Source organism: Kitasatospora sp. NBC_00458 (assembly GCF_036013975.1).
In the GTDB taxonomy this organism is placed as follows: Bacteria; Actinomycetota; Actinomycetes; order Streptomycetales; family Streptomycetaceae; genus Kitasatospora.
Genome location: NZ_CP107904.1, coordinates 6019084 through 6041476 on the forward strand (window position 1 = coordinate 6019084; position 22393 = coordinate 6041476).

15 protein-coding genes and 1 pseudogene are annotated in these 22393 nt (G+C 73.9%); 13 read left to right on the forward strand and 3 right to left on the reverse strand.

The genetic code is table 11. From position 1 onward, the window contains the following. Positions 1 to 99 precede the first annotated feature (99 nt). The 3 genes from dapF to hflX all read left to right on the forward strand — a co-directional run bounded on the left by dapF (position 100) and on the right by hflX (position 5326). On the forward strand, positions 100 to 1008 hold the full coding sequence (gene dapF, locus OG550_RS25130) for a diaminopimelate epimerase (protein WP_327681157.1): 909 nt from the start codon (positions 100 to 102) through the stop codon (positions 1006 to 1008). A gap of 198 nt (positions 1009 to 1206) precedes the next feature. Further along, positions 1207 to 3708: a RelA/SpoT family protein gene (locus tag OG550_RS25135; RefSeq protein WP_327681159.1), complete on the forward strand. Its 2502-nt coding sequence runs from the start codon at positions 1207 to 1209 to the stop codon at positions 3706 to 3708. 109 nt (positions 3709 to 3817) lie between these two features. Then, the gene (gene hflX, locus OG550_RS25140; RefSeq protein ID WP_327681161.1) at positions 3818 to 5326 is read left to right on the forward strand and encodes a GTPase HflX; all 1509 of its coding nucleotides are present in this window, start codon (positions 3818 to 3820) and stop codon (positions 5324 to 5326) included. Positions 5327 to 5437: 111 nt separating this feature from the next. Here hflX and OG550_RS25145 read toward each other — a convergent pair whose 3' ends face one another. After that, positions 5438 to 6598: a trypsin-like serine peptidase gene (locus tag OG550_RS25145; protein ID WP_327681163.1), complete on the reverse strand. Its 1161-nt coding sequence runs from the start codon at positions 6596 to 6598 to the stop codon at positions 5438 to 5440. Positions 6599 to 6953: 355 nt separating this feature from the next. On the opposite strand from OG550_RS25145, the gene OG550_RS25150 reads away from it, so the two are divergent. From OG550_RS25150 to OG550_RS25170, 5 genes and pseudogenes are all read left to right on the forward strand, one after another. Beyond that, positions 6954 to 8843, forward strand: coding sequence for an IucA/IucC family protein (locus OG550_RS25150; RefSeq protein ID WP_327681165.1), 1890 nt, complete (start codon positions 6954 to 6956; stop codon positions 8841 to 8843). Continuing rightward, a pseudogene (locus tag OG550_RS25155) lies at positions 8735 to 9409 on the forward strand (GNAT family N-acetyltransferase); the annotation flags it as partial. The gene OG550_RS25150 and the pseudogene OG550_RS25155, both read left to right, overlap by 109 nt. Positions 9410 to 9577: 168 nt before the next feature. Then, a complete protein-coding gene (locus OG550_RS25160) occupies positions 9578 to 11083 on the forward strand; it encodes a lysine N(6)-hydroxylase/L-ornithine N(5)-oxygenase family protein (RefSeq protein WP_327681167.1) in 1506 nt (501 codons plus the stop codon). Then, complete coding sequence (locus tag OG550_RS25165; RefSeq protein ID WP_327681169.1) at positions 11061 to 12959, forward strand: IucA/IucC family protein; 1899 nt, start codon at positions 11061 to 11063, stop codon at positions 12957 to 12959. The genes OG550_RS25160 and OG550_RS25165 overlap by 23 nt, the downstream gene beginning before the upstream one ends. Before the next feature lie 12 nt (positions 12960 to 12971). After that, on the forward strand, positions 12972 to 15113 hold the full coding sequence (locus OG550_RS25170; protein ID WP_327681170.1) for an ATP-dependent DNA helicase: 2142 nt from the start codon (positions 12972 to 12974) through the stop codon (positions 15111 to 15113). Positions 15114 to 15279: 166 nt separating this feature from the next. Here the strand turns inward: OG550_RS25170 and lexA are convergent, their stop codons facing one another. After that, on the reverse strand, positions 15280 to 15942 hold the full coding sequence (gene lexA, locus OG550_RS25175; protein WP_224281048.1) for a transcriptional repressor LexA: 663 nt from the start codon (positions 15940 to 15942) through the stop codon (positions 15280 to 15282). Between the two features lie 567 nt (positions 15943 to 16509). Between lexA and nrdR the strand changes: the two genes are divergently transcribed. After that, positions 16510 to 17007: a transcriptional regulator NrdR gene (nrdR, locus tag OG550_RS25180; RefSeq protein WP_327681172.1), complete on the forward strand. Its 498-nt coding sequence runs from the start codon at positions 16510 to 16512 to the stop codon at positions 17005 to 17007. A 217-nt stretch (positions 17008 to 17224) separates the two neighbouring features. After that, positions 17225 to 20131 (forward strand): vitamin B12-dependent ribonucleotide reductase, encoded by a 2907-nt coding sequence (locus OG550_RS25185; RefSeq protein ID WP_327681174.1) that lies wholly within the window; start codon positions 17225 to 17227, stop codon positions 20129 to 20131. A gap of 117 nt (positions 20132 to 20248) precedes the next feature. Here OG550_RS25185 and OG550_RS25190 read toward each other — a convergent pair whose 3' ends face one another. Then, positions 20249 to 20644, reverse strand: coding sequence for a winged helix-turn-helix transcriptional regulator (locus OG550_RS25190; protein ID WP_327681176.1), 396 nt, complete (start codon positions 20642 to 20644; stop codon positions 20249 to 20251). A 68-nt stretch (positions 20645 to 20712) separates the two neighbouring features. Here OG550_RS25190 and OG550_RS25195 point away from each other — a divergent pair, with 68 nt between their 5' ends. The 3 genes from OG550_RS25195 (at position 20713) to OG550_RS25205 (ending at position 22338) form a co-directional block, all read left to right on the forward strand. Further along, positions 20713 to 21381: a nitroreductase family protein gene (locus OG550_RS25195; RefSeq protein ID WP_327681178.1), complete on the forward strand. Its 669-nt coding sequence runs from the start codon at positions 20713 to 20715 to the stop codon at positions 21379 to 21381. A gap of 153 nt (positions 21382 to 21534) precedes the next feature. Beyond that, positions 21535 to 21771 (forward strand): RNA polymerase subunit sigma-70, encoded by a 237-nt coding sequence (locus OG550_RS25200; protein ID WP_327681180.1) that lies wholly within the window; start codon positions 21535 to 21537, stop codon positions 21769 to 21771. 3 nt (positions 21772 to 21774) lie between these two features. Beyond that, positions 21775 to 22338 (forward strand): Clp protease N-terminal domain-containing protein, encoded by a 564-nt coding sequence (locus tag OG550_RS25205; protein WP_327681182.1) that lies wholly within the window; start codon positions 21775 to 21777, stop codon positions 22336 to 22338. The last annotated feature ends 55 nt before the right edge of the window (positions 22339 to 22393 follow it).

A 22393-nucleotide genomic window follows, 5' to 3' on the forward strand; every position in this document is an offset into this window, starting at 1 on the left:
GGGTCCCGTTCACGGCCCGCCGGTCCCGTCCGGCGGCGTCCCGTCCGCGCGGTGGAACCGGAGCGCGGCGGTCCGGCCCGGCTCGGTAGCATCGGGAGGGTGACCGCATCCTCCGCTCAGCCCGCCGGCCTCCCCTTCCTCAAGGGGCACGGTACCCAGAACGACTTCGTCATCGTCCCCGACCTGGACGGCCGGCTGGCGATCGGCCCGCGCGCCGTCGCCGCGCTCTGCGACCGCAGGGCCGGGATCGGCGGCGACGGAGTGCTGCGCGTGGTGCGCTCCGCCGCCGATCCGGCCGCGGCCGACCAGGCGGACCGGGCCGAGTGGTTCATGGACTACCGCAACTCCGACGGCTCGATCGGCGAGATGTGCGGCAACGGCGTCCGGGTCTTCGCCCGGTACCTGGTCGAGGCCGGGCTGGCCGAGCCGGGCGAGCTGGCGGTGGCCACCCGGGCCGGGGTGCGGACGGTGCGGGTCGCCGAGGACGCCGAGGATGGCACGCCGGGCGAGGTCACCGTGGACATGGGCCGCGCGGTGCTGCCCGGCCCGGACGGGATCGAGGTCGTGGTCGGCGAGCGGCGCTGGCCGGCCCGGAACGTCAACATGGGCAACCCGCACGCGGTGGCGTTCATCGAGAGCCTGGACCACGCGGGCGACCTGCTGACCGCACCGGAGACCGGCCCCGAGGGCGTCTACCCGCAGGGCGTCAACGTCGAGTTCGTGGTGGACCGGGGGCCGCGGCACGTCGCGATGCGGGTGCACGAGCGCGGCTCCGGCGAGACCCGCTCCTGCGGCACCGGCGCCTGCGCCGTCGCGGTGGCCACCGCGCGCCGGGACGGCGTGGACCCGGCGGTCACCGGCGAGGCCGTCACGTACACGGTGGACGTTCCGGGCGGCCGGCTGGTGATCACCGAGCACCCGGACGGCCGGGTGGAGAAGACCGGCCCGGCGGTGATCGTGGCCCGCGGCGAGCTGGACCCGGGCTGGCTGGCCGCGCTGGAGGGGTGACACCCGCGCGCGGCCGCGGACCGGGCCCGTGCCGGTGGGCGCGGCCCGTCCGTTTGCCCATTCCGTATGCGGCCGAATCCCCCCGTTCGGGTGATACCCATGACGGACGGGAAGCAGGGCATCGCGGAACGTGCTCTGCTCGGTAGCATGGACCACCGGGTCGGCCCAAGCTCCCGGTGACCGCTGCCGGAGGTGCCGATGACCATCGAAGCCGGGCAGCCCCTGGCGGGGCAGCCGACGTCCGCACGGCAGGCCGGGCCCAGGCGGCCCCTCGGGGGGCTCGGCCGGGCAGCCCTCGGCCGCGCCGGCCGGGCCGCGCTGCTGGCCACCGGCCGCCCGCCGGTGCCGGACGCCCTCGAACCGCTGGTCCAGGCCCACCGGCGGCACCACCCGCAGGCCGACCTCGGCCTGCTCGGCCGCGCCTACCGGCTGGCGGAGGCGAGCCACCGCGGGCAGAAGCGGAAGAGCGGCGAGCCGTACATCACCCACCCGCTCGCCGTCACCATGATCCTGTCCCAACTCGGCGCCGAGACCACCACCTTGGTCGCCTCGCTGCTCCACGACACCGTGGAGGACACCGAGTTGACGCTGGATCAGGTCAGTGCCGGGTTCGGTCCCGAAGTCGCCTACCTGGTCGACGGGGTGACCAAACTGGAGAAGGTCGACTTCGGTGCGGCCGCCGAGGCCGAGACCTTCCGCAAGATGCTGGTCGCCACCGGGGACGACGTCCGGGTCATGGTGATCAAGCTCGCCGACCGGCTGCACAACATGCGCACCATCCGGCACATGAAGCCGGCCAGCCAGGTGCGGATCGCCAAGGTCACCCGGGACGTCCTGATCCCGCTGGCCGAACGGCTCGGCATCCAGGTCCTCAAGGCGGAGCTGGAGGACATCGTCTTCGCCACCCTGCACCCCGAGGAGCACACCCGCACCCGCTCCCTGCTCGCCCGCCACGAGGCCGGTCAGGACACCCTGCTGGATCCGTTCGCCCGGACCCTGGGCCGCCAGCTGGCCGAGGCCGGGATCGCCGCCGAGGTCACCGTCCGCCCCCGGCACTGCGTCTCGCTGCACCGGGTGCTGCTCAAGCGGGCCGCCGCGCCCGGCCCGGACGGCCGGCCCCAGGGGCCGCAGCCCGCCGACTTCGGGCGGCTGCTGGTGGTGGTCGAGGAGAACGCCGACTGCTACGCCGTCCTCGGCGAGCTGCACACCTGCTGGACGCCGCTGCCGGGCGAGTTCAAGGACTTCGTGGCCGCCCCCAAGTTCAACCTGTACCAGTCGCTGCACACCGCCGTGGCGCTGTCCGGCGGCGAGGTGGTCGAGGTGCTGGTGCGCACCCGGCGGATGCACGAGGTCGCCGAGACCGGCGTGGTCGCGCTCGGCGACCCCCGGCAGCCCGGCGGCGGCGACCAGGGCGGGGACGAACTCGACCGCACCGACCCGGCCAGGCCCGGCTGGCTCTCCCGGCTGCTGGAGTGGCAGCAGGAGACCCCGGACCCGGACGCCTTCTGGTCCGCGCTCACCGCCGACCTGGCCGGGGACCGCGAGATCACCGTCGTCACCGAGCACGGCGTGACGCTCCAGCTGAGGGCCGGCGCCAGCTGTGTGGACGCCGCGTACCTGCTCGGCGAGGAGACCGGCCACCGCTGTATCGGCGCCCGGGTCAACGGCCGGCTCACCGCGCTCTCCACGGTCCTCCAGGACGGCGACCAGGTCGCCATCCTCACCGACGAGCCCGCGGCACCGGACGGGGCCGGGCCCCCCGGAGGGGCCGGGGACACCCAGGCCGGGCCCGGCGGCCACCGGGCCGAACCGTCCGGTCCGGCCCCCGAGTGGCTGGCGCACGCCCGCACCCCCGCCGCGCGGCTGGCCATCGAACGCTGGCTGGCCGACCACCCGCCGCGCCGCCCGGTTGTCCGCACCGGCCCCTCCGCCGGTCAGCCGGCGCCGCCCGCGCACCGTGCCGCGGCCGACCGGCCGGCCGCCCCGGTCACGGTCGCCGGCCGCCCCGCCGCACCGGTCCGGCTGGCCCGCTGCTGCACCCCCGTACCGCCCGACGCGATCGCCGGCTACCCGATCCGCGGCGGCACCGTCGCCGTCCACCGGGCCGACTGCCCGGCGGGGGAGCGGATGCGGGCGGACGGCCGCGTCGCCCTGGAGGTCGGCTGGCGGCCCGGCGGCGCACCGCCCGCGGGCTACCGGGCCACCCTGCGCGCCGAGGCGCTGAACCGGCCGCGGCTGCTCGCCGACCTCACCGCGGCGATCTCGGCGGAGGGCGTCGGGATCGTCTCCGCCGAGGTCGAGCCGCCGCAGGAGCTGCGGGTCCGGCACACCTACACCGTCGAACTGCCCGACCCGGCCGTGCTGGCCGCCGTGCTCCGGGCGATGCTCAGGGTCTCCGGGGTGTACGACGTCGGCCGCCCGCACGCCCCGGCGGGCGGCGGCCCGGGGAGGACCCCGGCCGGTGCCGCACCGGGGGAGGGGTCGGTGGGGCGGCCGCCGGAGACAAGGGGGGAAACGCGGGAGGAGACGGGGGAGGAGAGGGGCGGGAAGGGGCCGGAGGAGGGACCGGGGGAGGCGCCCCGGCGAAATGGGGATGCCCCGCCCGCGCCGGGCGTGCGAACATCATGGGGAATTCACGGCCGGACCGCGGCGTTGACCGGGCAGAGAAGTCTCAGCCCGTTCCGCGGCCCCGAGGGGTAGCTCACACCTCGCCCGAGTGGTAGACGGGGCGGCAGCTGGGCAGACTCCGGGCACGACCGTCCGTACGGTCGCGCACAGGCCACCCGAGAACCAGCAGCCTAAGGACAGAATGACCTCCACGTTCGACACCCGCGACCACGCCGACGCCCCGCGCCGCACGGACGGTCTGCGGGCGGAAGCCCTCATGGACGAGGACCTCGCGGCCATCGACGAGGACCTCGGCAACCACTACGACGGCGACCAGTACGACCGCAGCGAGCGTGCCGCGCTGCGCCGTGTCGCCGGCCTCTCCACCGAACTCCAGGACGTCACCGAGGTCGAGTACCGCCAGCTCCGGCTGGAGCGCGTGGTGCTCGTGGGCGTCTGGACCGACGGCACCGCCGAGGAGGCGGAGAACTCGCTCGCCGAGCTCGCCGCGCTGGCCGAGACGGCCGGGTCCGAGGTGCTGGACGGTGTCATCCAGCGCCGGGACAAGCCCGACGCCGCCACCTACATCGGCTCCGGCAAGGCGAAGGAGCTGCGCGACATCGTCGCCGCGACCGGCGCCGACACCGTCGTCTGCGACGGTGAGCTCACCCCGGGCCAGCTGATCCAGCTGGAGGACGTCGTCAAGGTCAAGGTCGTCGACCGGACGGCCCTGATCCTCGACATCTTCGCCCAGCACGCCAAGTCCCGCGAGGGCAAGGCGCAGGTCTCGCTCGCGCAGATGCAGTACATGCTCCCGCGCCTGCGCGGCTGGGGTCAGTCGCTCTCCCGGCAGATGGGTGGTGGCGGTTCCGGGTCGTCCGGCGGCGGCATGGCGACCCGTGGTCCCGGTGAGACGAAGATCGAGACCGACCGGCGCCGGATCCGCGAGAAGATGGCGAAGCTCCGCCGGGAGATCGCCGACATGAAGAAGGGCCGCGACACCAAGCGGCAGGAGCGGCGGCGCCACCAGGTGCCGTCGGTGGCGATCGCCGGGTACACCAACGCCGGCAAGTCCTCCATCCTCAACCGGCTCACCGGCGCGGGCGTGCTGGTGGAGAACGCGCTGTTCGCCACCCTCGACCCGACCGTGCGCCGGGCGCAGACCCCGAACGGCCGGGTCTACACCCTGGCCGACACCGTCGGATTCGTCCGGCACCTGCCGCACCACCTGGTCGAGGCGTTCCGCTCCACCATGGAGGAGGTCGCCGAGGCCGACCTCATCCTGCACGTGGTGGACGGCTCGCACCCCGAGCCGGAGACCCAGCTGGCCGCCGTCCGCGAGGTGGTCGTCTCGGTCGACGCGCAGAACGTGCCCGAGATCGTGGTGATCAACAAGGCCGACGCCGCCGACCCGATCGTGCTGCAGCGGCTGCTGCGCCGCGAGCCGCACGCCATCGTGGTGTCGGCCCGCACCGGCCAGGGCATGGACGAGCTGCTCAAGCTCATCGACGACGAGCTGCCCCGCCCGGCCGTCGAGGTGCACGCGCTCGTCCCGTACACCCAGGGCGGCCTGGTCTCCCGGGTGCACGCCGAGGGCGAGCTGCTGGGCACCGAGCACACCGCGGAGGGCACGCTGCTGCACGCCAAGGTCCCGGCCGAGCTGGCCGCGGAGCTGGAGCGCTACGCCGTGGCGCTGACGCCGCAGGCCTGACGCCCCGGGCCCCGTACGCCGACGGGCCCCGGTCCCCCTCCTCCGGGAGGCGGACCGGGGCCCGTCGGCGTACCCGCCGCCGGCCGTACGGGCGGCGGCCCGTACCCGCGGCTACTTCTTCTTCGCGATCCAGTCCAGCGCCTGCTTGGCGACCGTCTCCAGGTACGGCCCGCTCAGCGAGGTGTGGTCCTGGGTGCCGATCGAGGTGTTGGAGACCAGCGCGGTCCTCCCGTCCGGCATCGGGGCGAACCAGCCGCCGCCGCTGGAGCCCTGCGTCATGTTGCAGCCGACGGTGAGCATCGACGGGCGCTTCGGGTCGAAGGAGAGCCGGGTCGGCTTGCCGCCCTCGCAGCGGTAGAGCTCCTGGCCGTCGAACGGCTTGTAGAGCGGGTAGCCGACCGCCGCGACGGCGAGCTTGTCACGCGGGGCGTCGAACCAGACCGGGACGGCCGAACCGACCGTCTCCTCCAGCGACTTGCCGGTGTCGTTCTGGTTGCTCACCCGCATGATCGCGAAGTCGTACTGGCTGGCCGCGTCGCCCGTGCCGCCGCCCTCGACCAGCCACTGCGGCGAGGTCACCACGTCCTTCGCCCACCAGGTGCCGAGCGGCGCCAGCTCCGCGAGCGGGGCCTTCTTGCCGCCGCTGGAGGCGCCGGAGTTGTTGTAGGCCGGGACGAACACCAGGTCCTTGAAGTACTTGCCGCCCTTGCCCGGGTGGACGCAGTGGCCCGCCGTCCACACCAGGTTGCTCTTGCCCGGGTGCGCCGGGTCCGTGATCACGGTGGCCGAGCAGTTGCCGCGACCGCCGTCGGCGGAGAAGAAGATCTTCCCGGAGGGCTGCTTGGTGTACGGGCGCGGCACCGGCACGGCCTTGACCACCGCGGGCTCGGGGTCGGTGACCCCGGCGTCGTCGGCCGGCTTGGCGGTGGGCGGGGCCGGGTCGGCCGGCTTGGAGTCGCCCATCTTGTCCGGGTTCCAGAAGTCCTTCACGATCGGGTTGTTGAAGACGTTCTTGGACGCCCACTTGTCCCAGTCGTCGAACGTCCACTTCGTCAGGTCGTCCCAGCTCTTCGGCAGGCCCTCCAGCAGGCCCGTCGGGAGACCCGTCGGGAGCGTGATGCCGCCCCCCGTGGCGGTGGCGCCGCCGGTGGCGGGCGGCGGCGCGGCGGTGCCCCCGCCGCCGGAGGGCCCGTCCGGGCCGCAGGCGGTGACGGCGAGCAGGGTTCCCGCGGCGAGGGCCGCGGCCACGGCTGACCGGTGGATCGCTGGCATGGAGTGCTTCCCCCTGGTAGATCGGCGTGCGGGCGGCGGGCCGCCGCCTTGGAGTCTCCCACTGGGTATCAGGACGGCACCGGCCGACCCCCGGGTTCCGGGCGCGGCAGGCGGTCACCGATCTGTGACGCGGACCGGCCGGGCGCGTGACGCCGTCCCGCCCGGCGCGTCGGCAGGACGGGTCCTCGCTCCCCCTGAGTGGTGAACAACCATCGTTCTTCACTCGGACGAGTGAGCCGTCCTTGTGATCACCCGTCAGGGATAGCTAACCCTTACCTGACGCGACGGTGCGAGCGCCCGCCGGTTCCTCTCCACCCCACGCGCGTCGGCATCCCATGCGCCCCAAGGAGCAGCATTGAGCACCGCCCTCACCGGAGCACCGCCCGACGCCCCGACCGCCCCCGTCCCGGCCACCCACGTCCAGGCCGCCCCCGTCCAGGCCGCCGCCGGCCCGGCCGCCGCAGCGCCGGTCCAGACCCCGGCGGCCTCCGCCCGGACCGACCGGCTGCTCCACCCGGACCCGGCCGTCGCCGCCGAACAGGCCGCCATGGAGGCCCTGCTGCGCTGCTGGGCCCGCGAGACCGGCGCCGCCCCCGGCCCGGACGGGCACCTGCGGATCGCCGTCCTCGGCGGCGCCGCCCGGCTCTCCGCCCCGGTCCGCCACTGGTCGCCGGCCGGCTGGCACCGCTTCGGCCAGGCCGCCCTCGCCGCCGGTCCGGGCGCCGCCGACGCCCCGGTGGACGCCGTCACCGCCGCCGCCCTGCTCGCCGCCGCGGCCGCCGACCGGCCCGACCCCGGACGGATCGCCGACCTCGCGGCCCGGGTCGCCGACTCGGCCGTCCGCACCGCCGACATCCTCGCCCACCACCGGACCGCCCCCGCCGCGCTCGCCGGCGGGCCCGAGGGGTCGCGGTTCCTCGCCTCCGAACAGTCCCTGCTGCTCGGCCACCCGCTGCACCCCACCCCGAAGAGCCGCGACGGCCTCGGGCCCGCCCAGAGCGCCGCCTACTCGCCCGAACTGCACGGCTCCTTCCGGCTGCACTGGTACGCCGTCGACCGGGAACTCCTCGCCGCGGGCTCCGCCCTCACCGAGAGCGCCGACCGGATCACCGCCCAGCTCCTCGGCGACCCCGCCCTGCTGCCGCCCGGCACCGCCGCCCTGCCGCTGCACCCCTGGCAGGCCCGCGAGCTCGCGCACCGCCCGGCCGTCGCCGCCCTGCTCGCCGAAGGCCGGCTGCACGACCTCGGCCCGGTCGGCGGAGCCTGGTACCCCACCTCCTCGGTGCGCACCGTCTACCGGCCCGGCACCCCCTGGATGCTGAAGCTCTCGCTCGGCCTGCGGATCACCAACTCCCGCCGGGAGAACCTCCGCAAGGAGCTCCACCGCGGCCTGGAGGTGCACCGGCTGCTGGAGAGCGGCCTCGGCGCCGAGTGGCGGGCCGCCCACCCCGGCTTCGACGTGGTCCGCGACCCGGCCTGGATCGGCGTCGACCACCCCGGCCTCGGCGACCCGGGCGGCCTGGACACCGTGCTGCGGGCCCAGCCCTTCGCCCCCGCCGACCGCGTCCACTGCGTGGCAGGCCTCGTCGCCGAGCAGCTGCACGCCGCCGCCGACCCCGGCGGCACCGTGCCGTCCCGGCTCGGCGACACCCTGCGGGCACTCGCCGCCCGGAGCGGGCGCCCGCTGCGCACCGTCGCAGCCGAATGGTTCCTGCGCTACCTGGACGCCGTCGTGCTGCCCGTCCTCTGGCTGGACGGCCGGGCCGGCATCGCCCTGGAGGCGCACCAGCAGAACAGCCTCGTCCTGCTCGACGCCGAGGGCTGGCCGTGCGGCGGCCGCTACCGCGACAACCAGGGCTACTACTACCGGCAGAGCGCCGCCGAGCGGCTCACCGCCCGGCTGCCCGGCCTCGGCGCGCAGAGCGACACCTTCCTCGACGACCGGGTGATCGACCACCACTTCGCCTACTACCTGGGCATCAACCACGTCCTCGGGCTGATCGGCGCCCTCGGCTCCCAGCAGCTCGCCGACGAGGGCGTGCTGCTGGCCGCACTGCGCCGGTTCCTCTCCGGACCGGCCGCCACCGCCACCGGCTCCGCGCTGCCCGCCCTGCTGCTGGACGCCCCCGTCCTGCCCTGCAAGGCGAACCTGCTCACCCGGATCAACGGCATGGACGAGCTGGTCGGCCCGGTCGCGACCCAGTCCGTCTACGTCGAGATCCCCAACCCGCTGGCCGGCGCGTGACCGCGCCCGACCAGCCGCCCGGCAGCGGCAGCACGCCCACCGCCGCCGGCGCGTTCCGGCTCCGCCCGGTCCGGCTCCCCGCCGACCTCGCGCTGCTCACCCGCTGGATGAACGACCCCGAGGTCGACGCCTTCTGGGAGCTCGCCGGGCCGCCCGCCGCCACCGAACGGCACGTCCGCGCCCAGCTCGACGGCGACGGACGCAGCCTGCCCTGCCTCGGCCTGCTCGACGAGACCCCGATGAGCTACTGGGAGGTCTACCGCGCCGACCTCGACCCGATCGCCGCGCACTACCCCGCCCGGCCCCACGACACCGGCCTCCACCTGCTGCTCGGGCCCGCCGAGAGCCGCGGCCGGGGGCTGGGCGCCGTCCTGCTGGCCGCCGTGGCCGCCCGCGTGCTGCGGGAGCGCCCGCGCTGCGAGCGAGTGGTCGCCGAACCCGACGTCCGCAACCGGCGCTCCGTCCGGGCCTTCGAACGGGCCGGGTTCCGGCTCGCCGCCGAACTCGACCTGCCGGGCAAGCGCGCCGCCCTGATGGTCCGCGACCGGCTCCCGGAACCGGTCGCCGACCGCCGGGTCCCGGAGCCGGCCACCGACCGCCGGGTCCCGGAGCCCGGCCCGGCCCGGGGCCCTCGCCCCACCACCTCCGGCGGCCCGGACGGCGCCGCGTCCCGCACCCCGTCCGCTCCCGCACCCCGCCACGTCCCGCACCCCGCCTAGGACACCCCCCGACTCATGGACACCCCCGCACCCCGCCCCGGACCGTACGACCTGCTCGGCGTCGGCATCGGCCCGTTCAACCTCTCCCTCGCCGCACTCGCCGAGCCCGTGCCCGGCCTGCGCACCCTCTTCTGCGACCAGCGCCCCGAGTTCCGCTGGCACCCCGGCATGCTGGTCGACGGCGCCCGGATGCAGGTGCCGTTCCTCGCCGACCTCGTCTCGCTGGCCGACCCGACCAACCCCTGGTCCTTCCTCAACCACCTGCGCGAACAGGACCGGCTCTTCCCGTTCTACTTCACCGAGCGGTTCCAGCTGACCCGCCGCGAGTACGACCACTACTGCCGCTGGGCCGCCGAGCGCCTCGCCAACTGCCGCTTCGGCACCGAGGTCACCGCCCTGCACTGGGCCGGCGACCGGTACCGCGCCGAACTGCGGGACACCGCCACCGGAGGGCTCAGCACCGTCGAGGCCCGCCACCTGGTGCTCGGCGTCGGCACCCGGCCGGTCCGTCCCGAGGCCTTCGCCGCCCTCGACGGCCACCCCGCCGCCCTCCACTCGGCCGACTACCTCCACCGGCGCGAGGACCTGTCCGGAGCCCGGGACGTCACCGTGGTCGGCAGCGGCCAGTCCGGTGCCGAGGTCTTCCTCGACCTGCTGCGCCGCCACGACGGCGACGGCGTCCGGCTGCGCTGGCTCACCCGCACCCGGGCGCTCGCGCCGATGGAGTACTCCAAGCTCGGCCTGGAGCACTTCACCCCCGACTACACCCGGTACTTCCACGGCCTGCCCGAGGGCGTCCGGGACACGCTGGTCGAGGCCCAGTGGCAGCTGCACAAGGCGGCCTCCGCCGAGACCCTCGCCGAGATCCACGACACCCTGTACGAGCGGACCGTCGGCCGGCCGATCGGCGCCACCCCGGTCGAGATCACCCCCGGCACCGCCGTCACCGACGCCCGGACCGGCCCGTGCGGAGGGTTCGAACTCCGCTGCCGGCACACCGACTCGGGCGTCGAGCACGTGCTGCGCACCGACGCCGTGGTGCTCGCCACCGGCTACCGGGCCGCCCGCCCGGCCGCCCTGGAGCCGCTGGCCCACCTGGTCGACTGGGACGGGGCCGGGCGCTACCGGGTCGACCTCGACCACCGGGTGGCGATGCTCCCCGAGGTCACCGGCGGCCTGTACGTCCAGAACGCCGAGCTGCACACCCACGGTGTCGGCACCCCCGACCTCGGGCTCGGCGCCCACCGGGCCGCGGTGATCCTCAACGCCGTGGCCGGCCGGACCGTCCACCGGCTGCCCGCCCGCACCGCCTGGACCGGCTTCGCCCCGCCGCCGGTCGGCCCGTCGGCCGGCCCGGCCGACGGGCAGCCCTCCGCCCGGCCCGGTGATCCACCCCGCGACCGTTCCCCCGACCGTTCCCCCGACCGGGCCCCTGCCACCGACCGCACGTCCGCCGCCGACCGCACCCCCGCCGTCCCCCGACCCCAGGAGCCCACCCGTGCCGCAACCGCCGGCCGCTGAACCGCCGCTGTACCTGCCCCCGCAGCTCACCGCCGGGCACTGGCAGCGGGCCGGCCGCGCGCTGCTGGCCAAGATGCTCGGCGAGTTCGCCTACGAGGAGCTCATCGTCCCCGTGGAGACCGGCACCCCCGTGGACGCCGGCGCCCCCACGGGGACCGCCGCTCCCGCCGGTGCCGGTGCCGGTGCCGGGTCGGCGGCCGGGGCCGACTACCTGCTCAAGCTGCCCGACGCCGAGTACCGCTTCACCGCCCGCCGCGGCGCCTACGGCAGCTGGTTCGTCGACCCGGCCACCCTCCACTGCACCCGCCCCGAGGGCCTGGACCCGCTGCGGCTGCTGACCTACGCCCGGCACACCCTCGGCCTGCGCGGCGACACCACCGGCCACCTGGTCCGCGAACTCACGGCCACCCTCATCGCCGACGCCCACCTCCTCGCCACCGGGCTCACCGCCGCCGAACTCGCCGACCTCGGCCACACCGAGCTGGAGGGCCGGCAGGGCGGCCACCCGTGGATCGTCCCCAACAAGGGCCGGATCGGCTTCTCCGCCTCCGACGCCGCCCGCTGGGCCCCGGAGGCCCGCACCCCGCGGCCGCTGCCCTGGATCGCCGTCCACCGCCGCCTCGCCGAGTACCGCGGCGTCCCCGGCCTGGCCGACCCCGAGCAGCTCTACCGGCGCGAGCTGGACGACCCCGCCGCGCTGCGCGCCCCGCTCGGCCCGGACGCCGGCGACTACCTGCTGCTGCCGGTCCACCCCTGGCAGTGGGACGAGACCGTCGTCCCGCTCTTCGCCCCGTGGATCGCCTCCGGCGAGATCGTCCCGCTGGCCGGCGACGGCGACCTGCGGCTGCCCCAGCAGTCCATCCGCTCCTTCTTCAACCACACCCGGCCCGAGCGCTGCACGGTCAAACTGCCGCTCGCCATCCTGAACACCCTGGTCTGGCGCGGCCTGCCGACCGAGCGCACCCTGGCCGCGCCCGCCGTCACCGCCTGGATCCACGGTCTGCGCGACGCGGACCCGTTCCTGCGCGACGAGTGCCGGGTGGTGCTGCTCGGCGAGATCGCCTCCGTCACCGTCGACCACCCGCTCTACCGCGAGCTCCCGGAGGCGCCGTACCAGTACAAGGAGCTGCTCGGCGCGATCTGGCGCGAACCGCTCGGCCCGGCCCTGGACCCGGGCGAGCGCGGCCGCACCCTGGCCGCCCTGCTGCAGACCGGGACCGACGGCCGGGCGCTCGCCGCCGAACTGGTCGCCCGCTCCGGACTCACCCCCGCCGAGTGGACCGGCCGGCTGTTCGCCGCCATGCTGCCGCCCCTGCTGCACTTCCTCTACCGGTACGGGCTGGTGTTCTCCCCGCACGGCGAGAACGCCGTCGTCCTCTTCGACGAGCACGACGTGCCGGTCCGGCTGGCGGTCAAGGACTTCGTCGACGACGTCAACCTCAGTGACCAGGACCTGCCCGAACTGCGCGCCCTGCCCGCCGAGGTGGACGCCGTGCTGCTCCGCGAGGACCCGGCGGGACTCTGCCAGTTCCTGCACTCCGGGCTCTTCGTCGGCGTCTACCGCTACCTGGCCCCGCTGCTGGAGGCGCAGACCGGCCTGCCCGAGGAGGCGTTCTGGACGCTGCTGCGCACCGAGGTCCTCCGGTACCAGGAACGCTTCCCCGCACTGGCCGGGAGGTTCGCGCTGTTCGACCTGTTCCGGCCGCGGATCGACCGGCTCTGCCTCAACCGCAACCGACTGCTGATGGACGGCTACGCCGACCGCCCGCAGCGTCCGCACGCCGCCCGGCACGGCACCGTCCCCAACGCGCTCGTGCCCGGCGGAGCGGCGCCGCTGCCCGGGCAGCGGGACCGGATTGTCACCCCCGCCCCGTAGGCTGGGACGGTCATGACGAACGACTCCGAATCCCCGCTCCCCGCCGAGGACGCCGCAGACGCCGCGGACTCCGCGGAGGCCCCGGACACGCCCGTCGAGGCGGTCCCCAGGGCCCGCATCCCCGAGCTGCTGCACGCCGCGGTGGCCTCCGTCGGCGGCGTCGAGCGCCCCGGCCAGCTCCGGATGGCCGAGGCCGTCGCCGACGCCGTCGACCACGGCGAGCACCTGCTCGTCCAGGCCGGCACCGGCACCGGCAAGTCCCTCGCCTACCTGGTGCCGGCGCTCGCCCACGGGGACCGGGTGGTGGTCGCCACCGCCACCCTGGCCCTCCAACGCCAGCTGGTCGAACGGGACTTGCCGCGCACCGTGGAAGCACTGCACCCGGTGCTGCGGCGCCGGCCGCTGTTCGCGATGCTCAAGGGCCGCTCCAACTACCTCTGCCTGCACCGGGCCAACGAGGGCACCCCGAGCGAGGAGGGCGAGGGCCTCTTCGACCCGGTGGAGGCGATGGGCGGCCCCACCGGCAAGCTCGGCAAGGAGGTGCTCCGGCTGCGCGACTGGGCCGACGAGACCGAGACCGGCGACCGGGACGACATGAGCCCCGGCGTGTCCGACAAGGCCTGGGCCCAGCTCTCGGTGACCTCCAAGGAGTGCCTGGGCGCGACCAGGTGCGCCTACGGCCAGGAGTGCTTCGCCGAGAAGGCGCGGGAGCGCGCCAAGCTCGCGGACGTGGTGGTCACCAACCACGCGATGCTCGCCATCGACGCCATCGAGGGCGCGCCGGTGCTGCCCGAGCACGGGCTGCTGATCGTCGACGAGGCCCACGAGCTGGTCAACCGGGTCACCGGGGCGGCCACCGCCGAGCTGACCGTCGGCGCGGTGAACCGGACGGTCAAGCGGGCCGCCCGACTGGCCAACGAGAAGGCCGTCGACGCGCTCCAGGCCGCCGCCGAGAACTACCACGGCCTGATGGAGACCGCCCAGCCCGGCCGGGTCGAGGAGCTGCCCGAGTACCTCGCGTACGCGGTCACCGCGATCCGGGACGCCGCCCGGCAGGTGATCACCTCGCTCGGCGAGACCAGGGACAAGGGGCTCACCGACGAGGACGCCGTCCGCAAGCAGGCGATGGCCTCCGCCGAGACGCTGCACGAGACCGCCGACCGGCTGCTCCAGGACTCCGAGTACGACGTCGTCTGGATCGACCGCGGCGACCGCTTCGGCCTGGGCACCGCCTCGCTGCGGGTCGCCCCGCTGAGCGTCTCCGGCCTGCTGCGCGAGGGGCTGTACAAGGAGCGGTCGGTGGTGCTGACCTCCGCCACGCTCAAGCTCGGCGGGGACTTCAATGGCGTGGCCGCCTCGGTCGGCCTGTCGTCCGAGGCACGGCTGCCGGACGCGCGCACACCGGGCGACAACCCGGAGGCCGCCGGCGAGGGCTTCGGGGACGAGCCGGTGCCGCAGTGGCGGGGCATCGACGTCGGCTCGCCGTTCAAGTACCCCAAGCAGGGCATCCTGTACGTCGCCCGGCACCTGGCCGACCCGGGGCGCGACCCCGAACGGCCGGACATGCTGGACGAGCTGACCGAACTGATCGGCGCGGCCGGCGGGCGGACGCTGGGCCTGTTCTCCTCGATGCGCGGCGCCCAGACGGCCGCCGAGGCGATGCGGGAGCGGCTCGACAACCGGGTCCTGCTCCAGGGGGAGGACACCCTGGGCGAGCTGATCCGCGAGTTCGCCTCGGACGCGACCACCTGCCTGTTCGGCACGCTCTCGCTCTGGCAGGGCGTGGACGTGCCCGGCTCGGCCTGTCAGCTGGTGGTGATGGACCGGATCCCGTTCCCGCGCCCGGACGACCCGCTGATGAGCGCCCGCCAGAAGGACGTCGAACAGCGCGGCGGGAACGGCTTCATGGCCGTCGCGGCCACCCACGCGGCGCTGCTGATGGCGCAGGGCGCCGGCCGGCTGGTGCGGGCGGCGGACGACCGCGGGGTGGTGGCGGTGCTCGACCCGCGGGTGGAGACCAAGCGGTACGGGGGCTTCTTCCGCTCCTCGATGCCGGAGTTCTGGTACACCACCGACCGCAACCAGGTGCGCCGGTCGCTGGCGGCCATCGACGCCTCGGCGGAGCCGGTCCGGCCGGTGGCCAAGCGGGGCTGAGGGCCGCTCCCGGCACGGCGGGTGCCGGAGGGCGCCGATGGTGCCGATGAGGTGCGGTGGGTGCCCGGGAACGACGGAGGGGCTCCGCGCTGTCGCGTGGAGCCCCTTCCCGTACGCCCTCGTGCGGTGCCCTCCTGCCGGGGCGGGGTGGTGTGCCGTGGTGCGGTCAGAGCCGGCGGAGGACCGCCACGACCTTGCCCAGGATGGTCGCGTTGTCGCCGTTGATCGGCTCGTACGCCGGGTTGTGCGGCATCAGCCAGATCCGGCCGTCCTCGCGCTTGAGGCGCTTGACGGTGGCCTCGCCGTCGATCATCGCGGCCACGATGTCGCCGTTCTCGGCGACCGGCTGGCGGCGGACGGTGACCCAGTCGCCGTCGCAGATCGCGGCCTCGATCATCGAGTCGCCGCGCACGGTGAGCGCGAACAGCTCGCCCTCGCCGACCAGCTGGCGCGGCAGCGGGAAGACGTCCTCGACCGTCTGCTCGGCGAGGATCGGCCCGCCGGCCGCGATCCGGCCGACCAGCGGGACGTACGAGGTGGACGGGCGGCCGGCCGTCTCGGCGGTGTTCGGCCGGGCCACCTCGACGCCGCGGACCTCGTAGGCGCGCGGGCGGTGCGGGTCGCGGCGGAGGAAGCCCTTGCGCTCCAGGGCCATCAGCTGGTGGGCGACGGACGAGGTGCTGGACAGGCCGACGGCCTGGCCGATCTCCCGCATGGACGGCGGGTAGCCCCGGCGCTGGACGGAGTCCCGGATCACCTCGATCACCCGGCGCTGGCGTTCGGTGAGCCCGGCCTCGTCGGTGCGGATCCCGGGCGGTCGGCCGGGCATCGAACGGGTCGGCGCCGGGTGGGCGTCGTCCAGCACGGGGGAGTGTTCGATGGGCTGGTCCGGAACGCGGCCCACGCCGGAATGGCCGGGGCCGGAGAGGCGGTGTTCTTCGCTACTGCGGTCCATGCTGATGTCCACACTCTGCTGATTCGTGGTGCGCTGCCCCACCTTGAGCTGGGAGTGTTCCTGCACCGGGATGGTGTTGGTTTCGACGGTGTTCATGGCGGCCCCTCTCGACGGCTGTCCTCTCCTTTTTCCAGCCCAACGCACCTCGTATCGAAAGGTTGCGCCAAACACACGTTCGAGTGAATTATTCGGGAGTTGGCTGACTCGATCAAGGCTTTGTTGTACATCGATTAAATGTTCGAGTCGAAGTCGACTCCGGCAGTTTAGTCCGGGCCGACACGCCAGCGCCTTCGGATCCGCCTCAGACCTACATGTAGTGGCTACAGTCCTCTCCGTGACCCAGTACTTGTGGTTGCGGCGTCAAGATCGGGTTGCCTCGGGTGCCCCGGGATCGCATAGACTCGACCTAGTCCGCACGTCCTGCCAAGGAGGGATCCTCAGGTGCACTGCCCCTTCTGCCGGCACTCCGACAGCCGCGTCGTCGACAGCCGGACCACCGAGGACGGCAGCTGCATCCGCCGCCGACGGCAGTGCCCGGACTGCGGCCGCCGTTTCACCACGGTGGAGACGGCCGCCCTGATGGTCATCAAGCGCAGCGGCGTCACCGAGCCGTTCTCCCGGGAGAAGGTCATCTCCGGAGTCCGCAAGGCCTGCCAGGGCCGCCCGGTCACCGAGGACGCCCTCGCCCAGCTCGGCCAGCGGGTCGAGGAGTGCGTGCGGGCCACCGGCAACGCCGAACTCACGACCCATGACGTCGGGCTGGCCATACTCGGCCCGCTCAAGGAGCTCGACGTCGTCGCCTACCTGCGCTTCGCCAGCGTCTACCAGGCGTACGACGGGCTCGAAGACTTCGAGGCCGCCATCGCGGAACTCCGCGCCGAGCGACCCGTCCCCGAGGCGGACGGCACCTGCGTGCCCGTCCCCGCCGCCGCGCCCTAGCGGCCCGGCCCCACCACCGGCCCCTTCCGGGACCGGCAGCAACCCCACGGCCCTTCCGGGGCCGACGTGTGCCCGAAAACGGCGCACAGACCATGACAAAACGTGCACGGGCGGTCGGGGGGTCCCGTCTGCCCGCACACCGGAAGAGCGAACCAGGCCGTGCCCGGATTTTTCGGTGCACTTCGGGCGTTTGCCCAACCAGGAGGAGGAGCGAGAAGTGACAGACACCACGAGCGGTTCCGCACGCGGGTCGAAGTCCGACAGGACCGGGGCCAAGGGTGCCGGCAAGGCGCCCAAGGGCGGCCTGCGGATCGAGCGCATCCACACCACTCCTGGCGTGCACCCCTATGACGAGGTCCGCTGGGAGCGGCGCGACGTCGTCATGACCAACTGGCGGGACGGCTCGGTCAACTTCGAGCAGCGCGGCGTCGAGTTCCCCGACTCCTGGTCGGTCAACGCCGTGAACATCGTCACGTCCAAGTACTTCCGCGGCGCCGTCGGCACCCCGCAGCGCGAGTGGAGCCTCAAGCAGATCATCGACCGCGTGGTGCTCACCTATCGCGCCGCGGGCGAGAAGAACGGCTACTTCGCCACCCCGGACGACGCCGAGGTCTTCGAGCACGAGCTGACCCACGCCCTCCTCCACCAGGTCTTCAGCTTCAACTCGCCGGTCTGGTTCAACGTCGGCACCAAGCAGCCCCAGCAGGTCTCCGCCTGCTTCATCCTGTCCGTCGACGACTCCATGGACTCGATCCTCGACTGGTACAAGGAAGAGGGGATGATCTTCAAGGGCGGCTCCGGCGCCGGCCTCAACCTCTCCCGGATCCGCTCCTCCAAGGAGCTCCTCTCCTCCGGCGGCAACGCCTCCGGCCCGGTCTCCTTCATGCGCGGCGCCGACGCCTCCGCCGGCACCATCAAGTCCGGCGGCGCCACCCGCCGCGCGGCCAAGATGGTCGTCCTCGACGTCGACCACCCGGACGTCGAGGCCTTCATCGAGACCAAGGTGAAGGAGGAGGAGAAGATCCGCGCCCTGCGCGACGCGGGCTTCGACATGGACCTCGGCGGGGACGACATCACCTCCGTCCAGTACCAGAACGCCAACAACTCGGTCCGGGTCAACGACGAATTCATGACCGCCGTCGAGAACGGCACCGAATTCGGCCTGCGCGCCCGGATGACCGGCGAGGTCATCGAGACCGTCGACGCGAAGAAGCTCTTCCGCAAGATGGCCGAGGCCGCCTGGGCCTGCGCCGACCCCGGCATCCAGTACGACTCCACCATCAACCACTGGCACACCTGCCCGGAGTCGGGCCGGATCAACGCGTCCAACCCCTGCTCCGAGTACATGCACCTGGACAACTCCAGCTGCAACCTCGCCTCGCTCAACCTGATGAAGTTCCTCCGCGACGACGACTCGTTCGACGCCGAGCGCTTCGCCAAGGTCGTCGAGCTGGTCATCACCGCGATGGACATCTCCATCTGCTTCGCCGACTTCCCCACCGAGAAGATCGGCGAGACCACCCGCGCCTACCGCCAGCTCGGCATCGGCTACGCCAACCTCGGCGCCCTGCTGATGGCCACCGGCCACGCCTACGACAGCGAGGGCGGCCGCGCCCTGGCCGGCGCCATCACCTCCCTGATGACCGGCACCGCCTACCGCCGCGGCGCCGAACTCGCCGGCGTCGTCGGCCCGTACGACGGCTACGCCCGCAACGCGGCCCCGCACCAGCGGGTCATGAAGCAGCACGCCGACGCCTCGCTCGCCGCCGTCTCCCGCGACGAGCTCGACGCCCCCGTCTGGGCCGCCGCCAACGAGGCCTGGCAGGACGTCCTCCGGATCGGCGCGCAGAACGGCTTCCGCAACGCCCAGGCCTCGGTGCTCGCCCCGACCGGCACCATCGGCCTGATGATGGACTGCGACACCACCGGCGTCGAGCCCGACCTCGCGCTGGTCAAGTTCAAGAAGCTGGTCGGCGGCGGCTCGATGCAGATCGTCAACGGCACCGTCCCGCGCGCCCTCAAGCGCCTGGGCTACCAGGACGAGCAGATCGAGGCGGTCGTCGCCCACATCGCGGAGCACGGCAACGTGGTCGGTGCGCCCGGCCTGCGGACCGGGCACTACGAGGTCTTCGACTGCGCGATGGGTGAGCGCGTCATCTCGGCGATGGGCCACGTGCGGATGATGGCGGCGATCCAGCCGTGGATCTCCGGCGCCATCTCCAAGACGGTGAACATGCCGGAGTCCGCCACCGTCGAGGAGATCGAGGAGATCTACTTCGAGGCGTGGAAGATGGGCGTCAAGGCGCTCGCCATCTACCGCGACAACTGCAAGGTCGGCCAGCCGCTCTCGGCCAAGACGAAGACCGGCGACGCGGCCAAGGCCGAGTCCGCCCCGGCCGCCCCGGCGTCCGCGGTGGAGAAGGTCGTCGAGTACCGCCCGGTCCGCAAGCGCCTGCCGAAGGGCCGCCCGGGCATCACCACCTCCTTCACGGTCGGTGGCGCCGAGGGCTACATGACCGCCAACTCCTACCCGGACGACGGCCTCGGCGAGGTCTTCCTGAAGATGTCCAAGCAGGGCTCGACCCTCGCGGGCATGATGGACGCCTTCTCCATCGCCGTCTCGGTGGGCCTCCAGTACGGCGTGCCGCTGGAGACCTACGTCGCGAAGTTCACCAACATGCGCTTCGAGCCGGCCGGTCTGACCGACGACCCGGACGTGCGGATGGCGCAGTCGATCGTCGACTACATCTTCCGCCGCCTGGCGCTCGACTTCCTGCCGTTCGAGACCCGCTCGGCGCTCGGCATCCACTCCGTCGAGGAGCGCCAGCGCCACCTGGACACGGGCTCCTACGAGCCGCTGGAGGCCGAGGAGCTGGACACCGAGTCGCTGGCGCAGTCCACGCCGGTGGCCGCCCCGGTCGTCCCGGTGGCCAAGCCGGCGCCGGTCGCCGCACCGGCCCCCAAGGCGAGCCCGGCCCAGGCGCACAACTCGACCGAGCTGATCGAGATCCAGCTGGGCCTCAACGCCGACGCGCCGCTCTGCTTCTCCTGCGGCACCAAGATGCGCCGCGCCGGCAGCTGCTACCTCTGCGAGGGCTGCGGCTCGACCAGCGGCTGCAGCTGAGGCCGGTAGTCGACCGGGCGTGAGACGCCCGGCCTGAGCGGGGAGTCGGACGGTTCCGACTCCCCGCTTTCGTCATGCCGTCGCACCTGCGGCGCCCGGCGTGCCCGCCGCGCCCGCTCAGGGGGCCTTCGCGGCTTCCGACGCGACCCGGACCCGGGCGCGTTCGATCTCGTTGATGTGGGTCTCCGTCCACCTGCGGAGCGCGGTGATCGGCTCCGCGAGGCTGCGGCCGAGCTCCGTCAGGTCGTACTCGACCCGGGGCGGAACGGTGGGGTGGACGGTGCGGGTGACGAACCCGTCGGCTTCGAGGCCGCGCAGGGTCTGGGTGAGCATCTTCTGCGACACGCCCTCGATGCGCCGGCTCAGTTCGGTGTACCGCAGGGTGCCGTCGAGGAGCGCGTCCACGACCAGGACGGTCCACTTGCCGGAGATGTGGTCGAGGACCTGGCGGGTCGGGCACTTCGCGGAGTAGACGTCGGCCGGCAGGCCGGACGATTCCACAGTGGTCTTCATGCGGGGAGAGTAACGCACTAAATAGTGCCTTCTTCCCGTTGGAGAGTGACTCTCCAATAGTGAGTGGCATGACGAGTCCCACGATGTCCGTCGCAGAAGCGATCCGCACCCGCCGCACCGTCCGCCACTACCTGCCCGACCCGGTCCCCGAGGCCGTGCTCGACACGCTCCTCGGCCTCGCCGTCGAGGCCCCCACCAGCTGGAACCTCCAGGACCGGTCGATCGTCGCGGTGTCCGGGGAGGAGGGCCTCGCCGGACTGGCGTGGGCCACGGGGGGCCAGCCCCAGCCGCAGGAGGCCCCGGTCGTCCTGGTCTTCGTCGCCGAGCCGCAGGCCTGGCGGGGCGACCACAGCGACGTCCACGAGCAGGCGCTCCGCAGCGGAGCGTGGGACGAGGAGTTCGTCGCGATGTTCTCCGCCGCGGCGCAGGCCTTCCAGGAGGACCTCGACCGGCGGGGCCTGCTCCGGGAGTACGCGGTCAAGGACGCCGTGATCGCGGCGTCCTTCGTGATGCTCGCCGCCACCGAGATGGGTCTGGCGACCTCGCCCATGAACGGCTGGGACGAGGCGAAGGTGAAGAAGGTGATCGGGATCGAGGACCGCGACGACCTGGCCATCGCCCTGTTGGTGTCGGTCGGCTATCCGGCGGAGGAGCGGCGCCACCCGGGCCGGCGCTCCCGCGAGCGCACGGTCTTCCGGGAGTCGTACGGGGCCGCCGGGGGAGGCGCGCGGCAGTAGGGGCGGGCGGCGTGCCGCCGCCGCGGGCCCCGTCCCCGGGCGGGGCGGGCCACGACTGAAGGCGGGGCGGGGACATCGGGTCCCCGCCCCGCCTTTCGGGCTCTTCTGTCAACCGGGGTTGACGGCGGCCGAGTGTCAACCTAGGTTGACATCATGAGTGAGAGCGGAGAGCTGGCGGCCGCGGCGGGGAGTCGGGACCCGGCCGTGGGGCTGCGGGCGGTGCGGGCCCTGCGGGAGCTGGCCGACCGGCTGGAGGAGCTGCAGGTGGGCAACGCGCGCGGGCGCGGGTGGTCCTGGCAGGAGATCGCGGTCTGCCTGGGGGTCTCCCGGCAGGCGGTGCACAAGAAGTACGCGAAGCGCGGGACGGGTAGCGGGAAGGACGGGGACTGAGCGATGTTCGAGCGATTCACCGATGAGGCCCGGCGGGTGGTCGGCCGGGCGGGGCAGGAGTCCGCGGAGCTGCGGCACGGGTACGTCGGCACGGAGCACCTGCTGCTGGCGATCCTGGCCGAGCCGGAGGATCCGGCGGTGCGGGTGCTGGTCGAGGCCGGGCTGGACCGCGAGGAGGCCCGGCGGGCCGTCCTGCGACTCCTGGGGGAGGGCGGCGACGCACAGGCGCTGGCCTCGATCGGGGTGGATCTGGAGGCCGTCCGGGAGGCGGTGGAGTCGGTGTTCGGGGAGGGCGCGCTGGACGCGCCCCCGAAGGACGGGCCGCGCCGGCGGGGGTGGTTCCGCTCCGAGGGGCGGGCGGCGCGCAGTCCGTTCACCGCGCCGGCGCGGAAGGCCCTGGAGCTGTCGCTGCGCGAGTCGCTGCGGCTGAAGTCCGGTCACATCGCGGTCGGTCACCTGCTGCTCGGCGTCGTCCGCGAGGGCGAGGGGCTCGGCGCGCGGGTGATCACCGGTCACGGGCTCGACCCGGAGGCCGTGCGGCGGGGGGTGGAGGCGGCGCTGGGGTGAGCGCCGGGTGAGCGGGGCGTGAGGGGCGGGTGAGCGGCCTGCGGGCGGCTCGCGG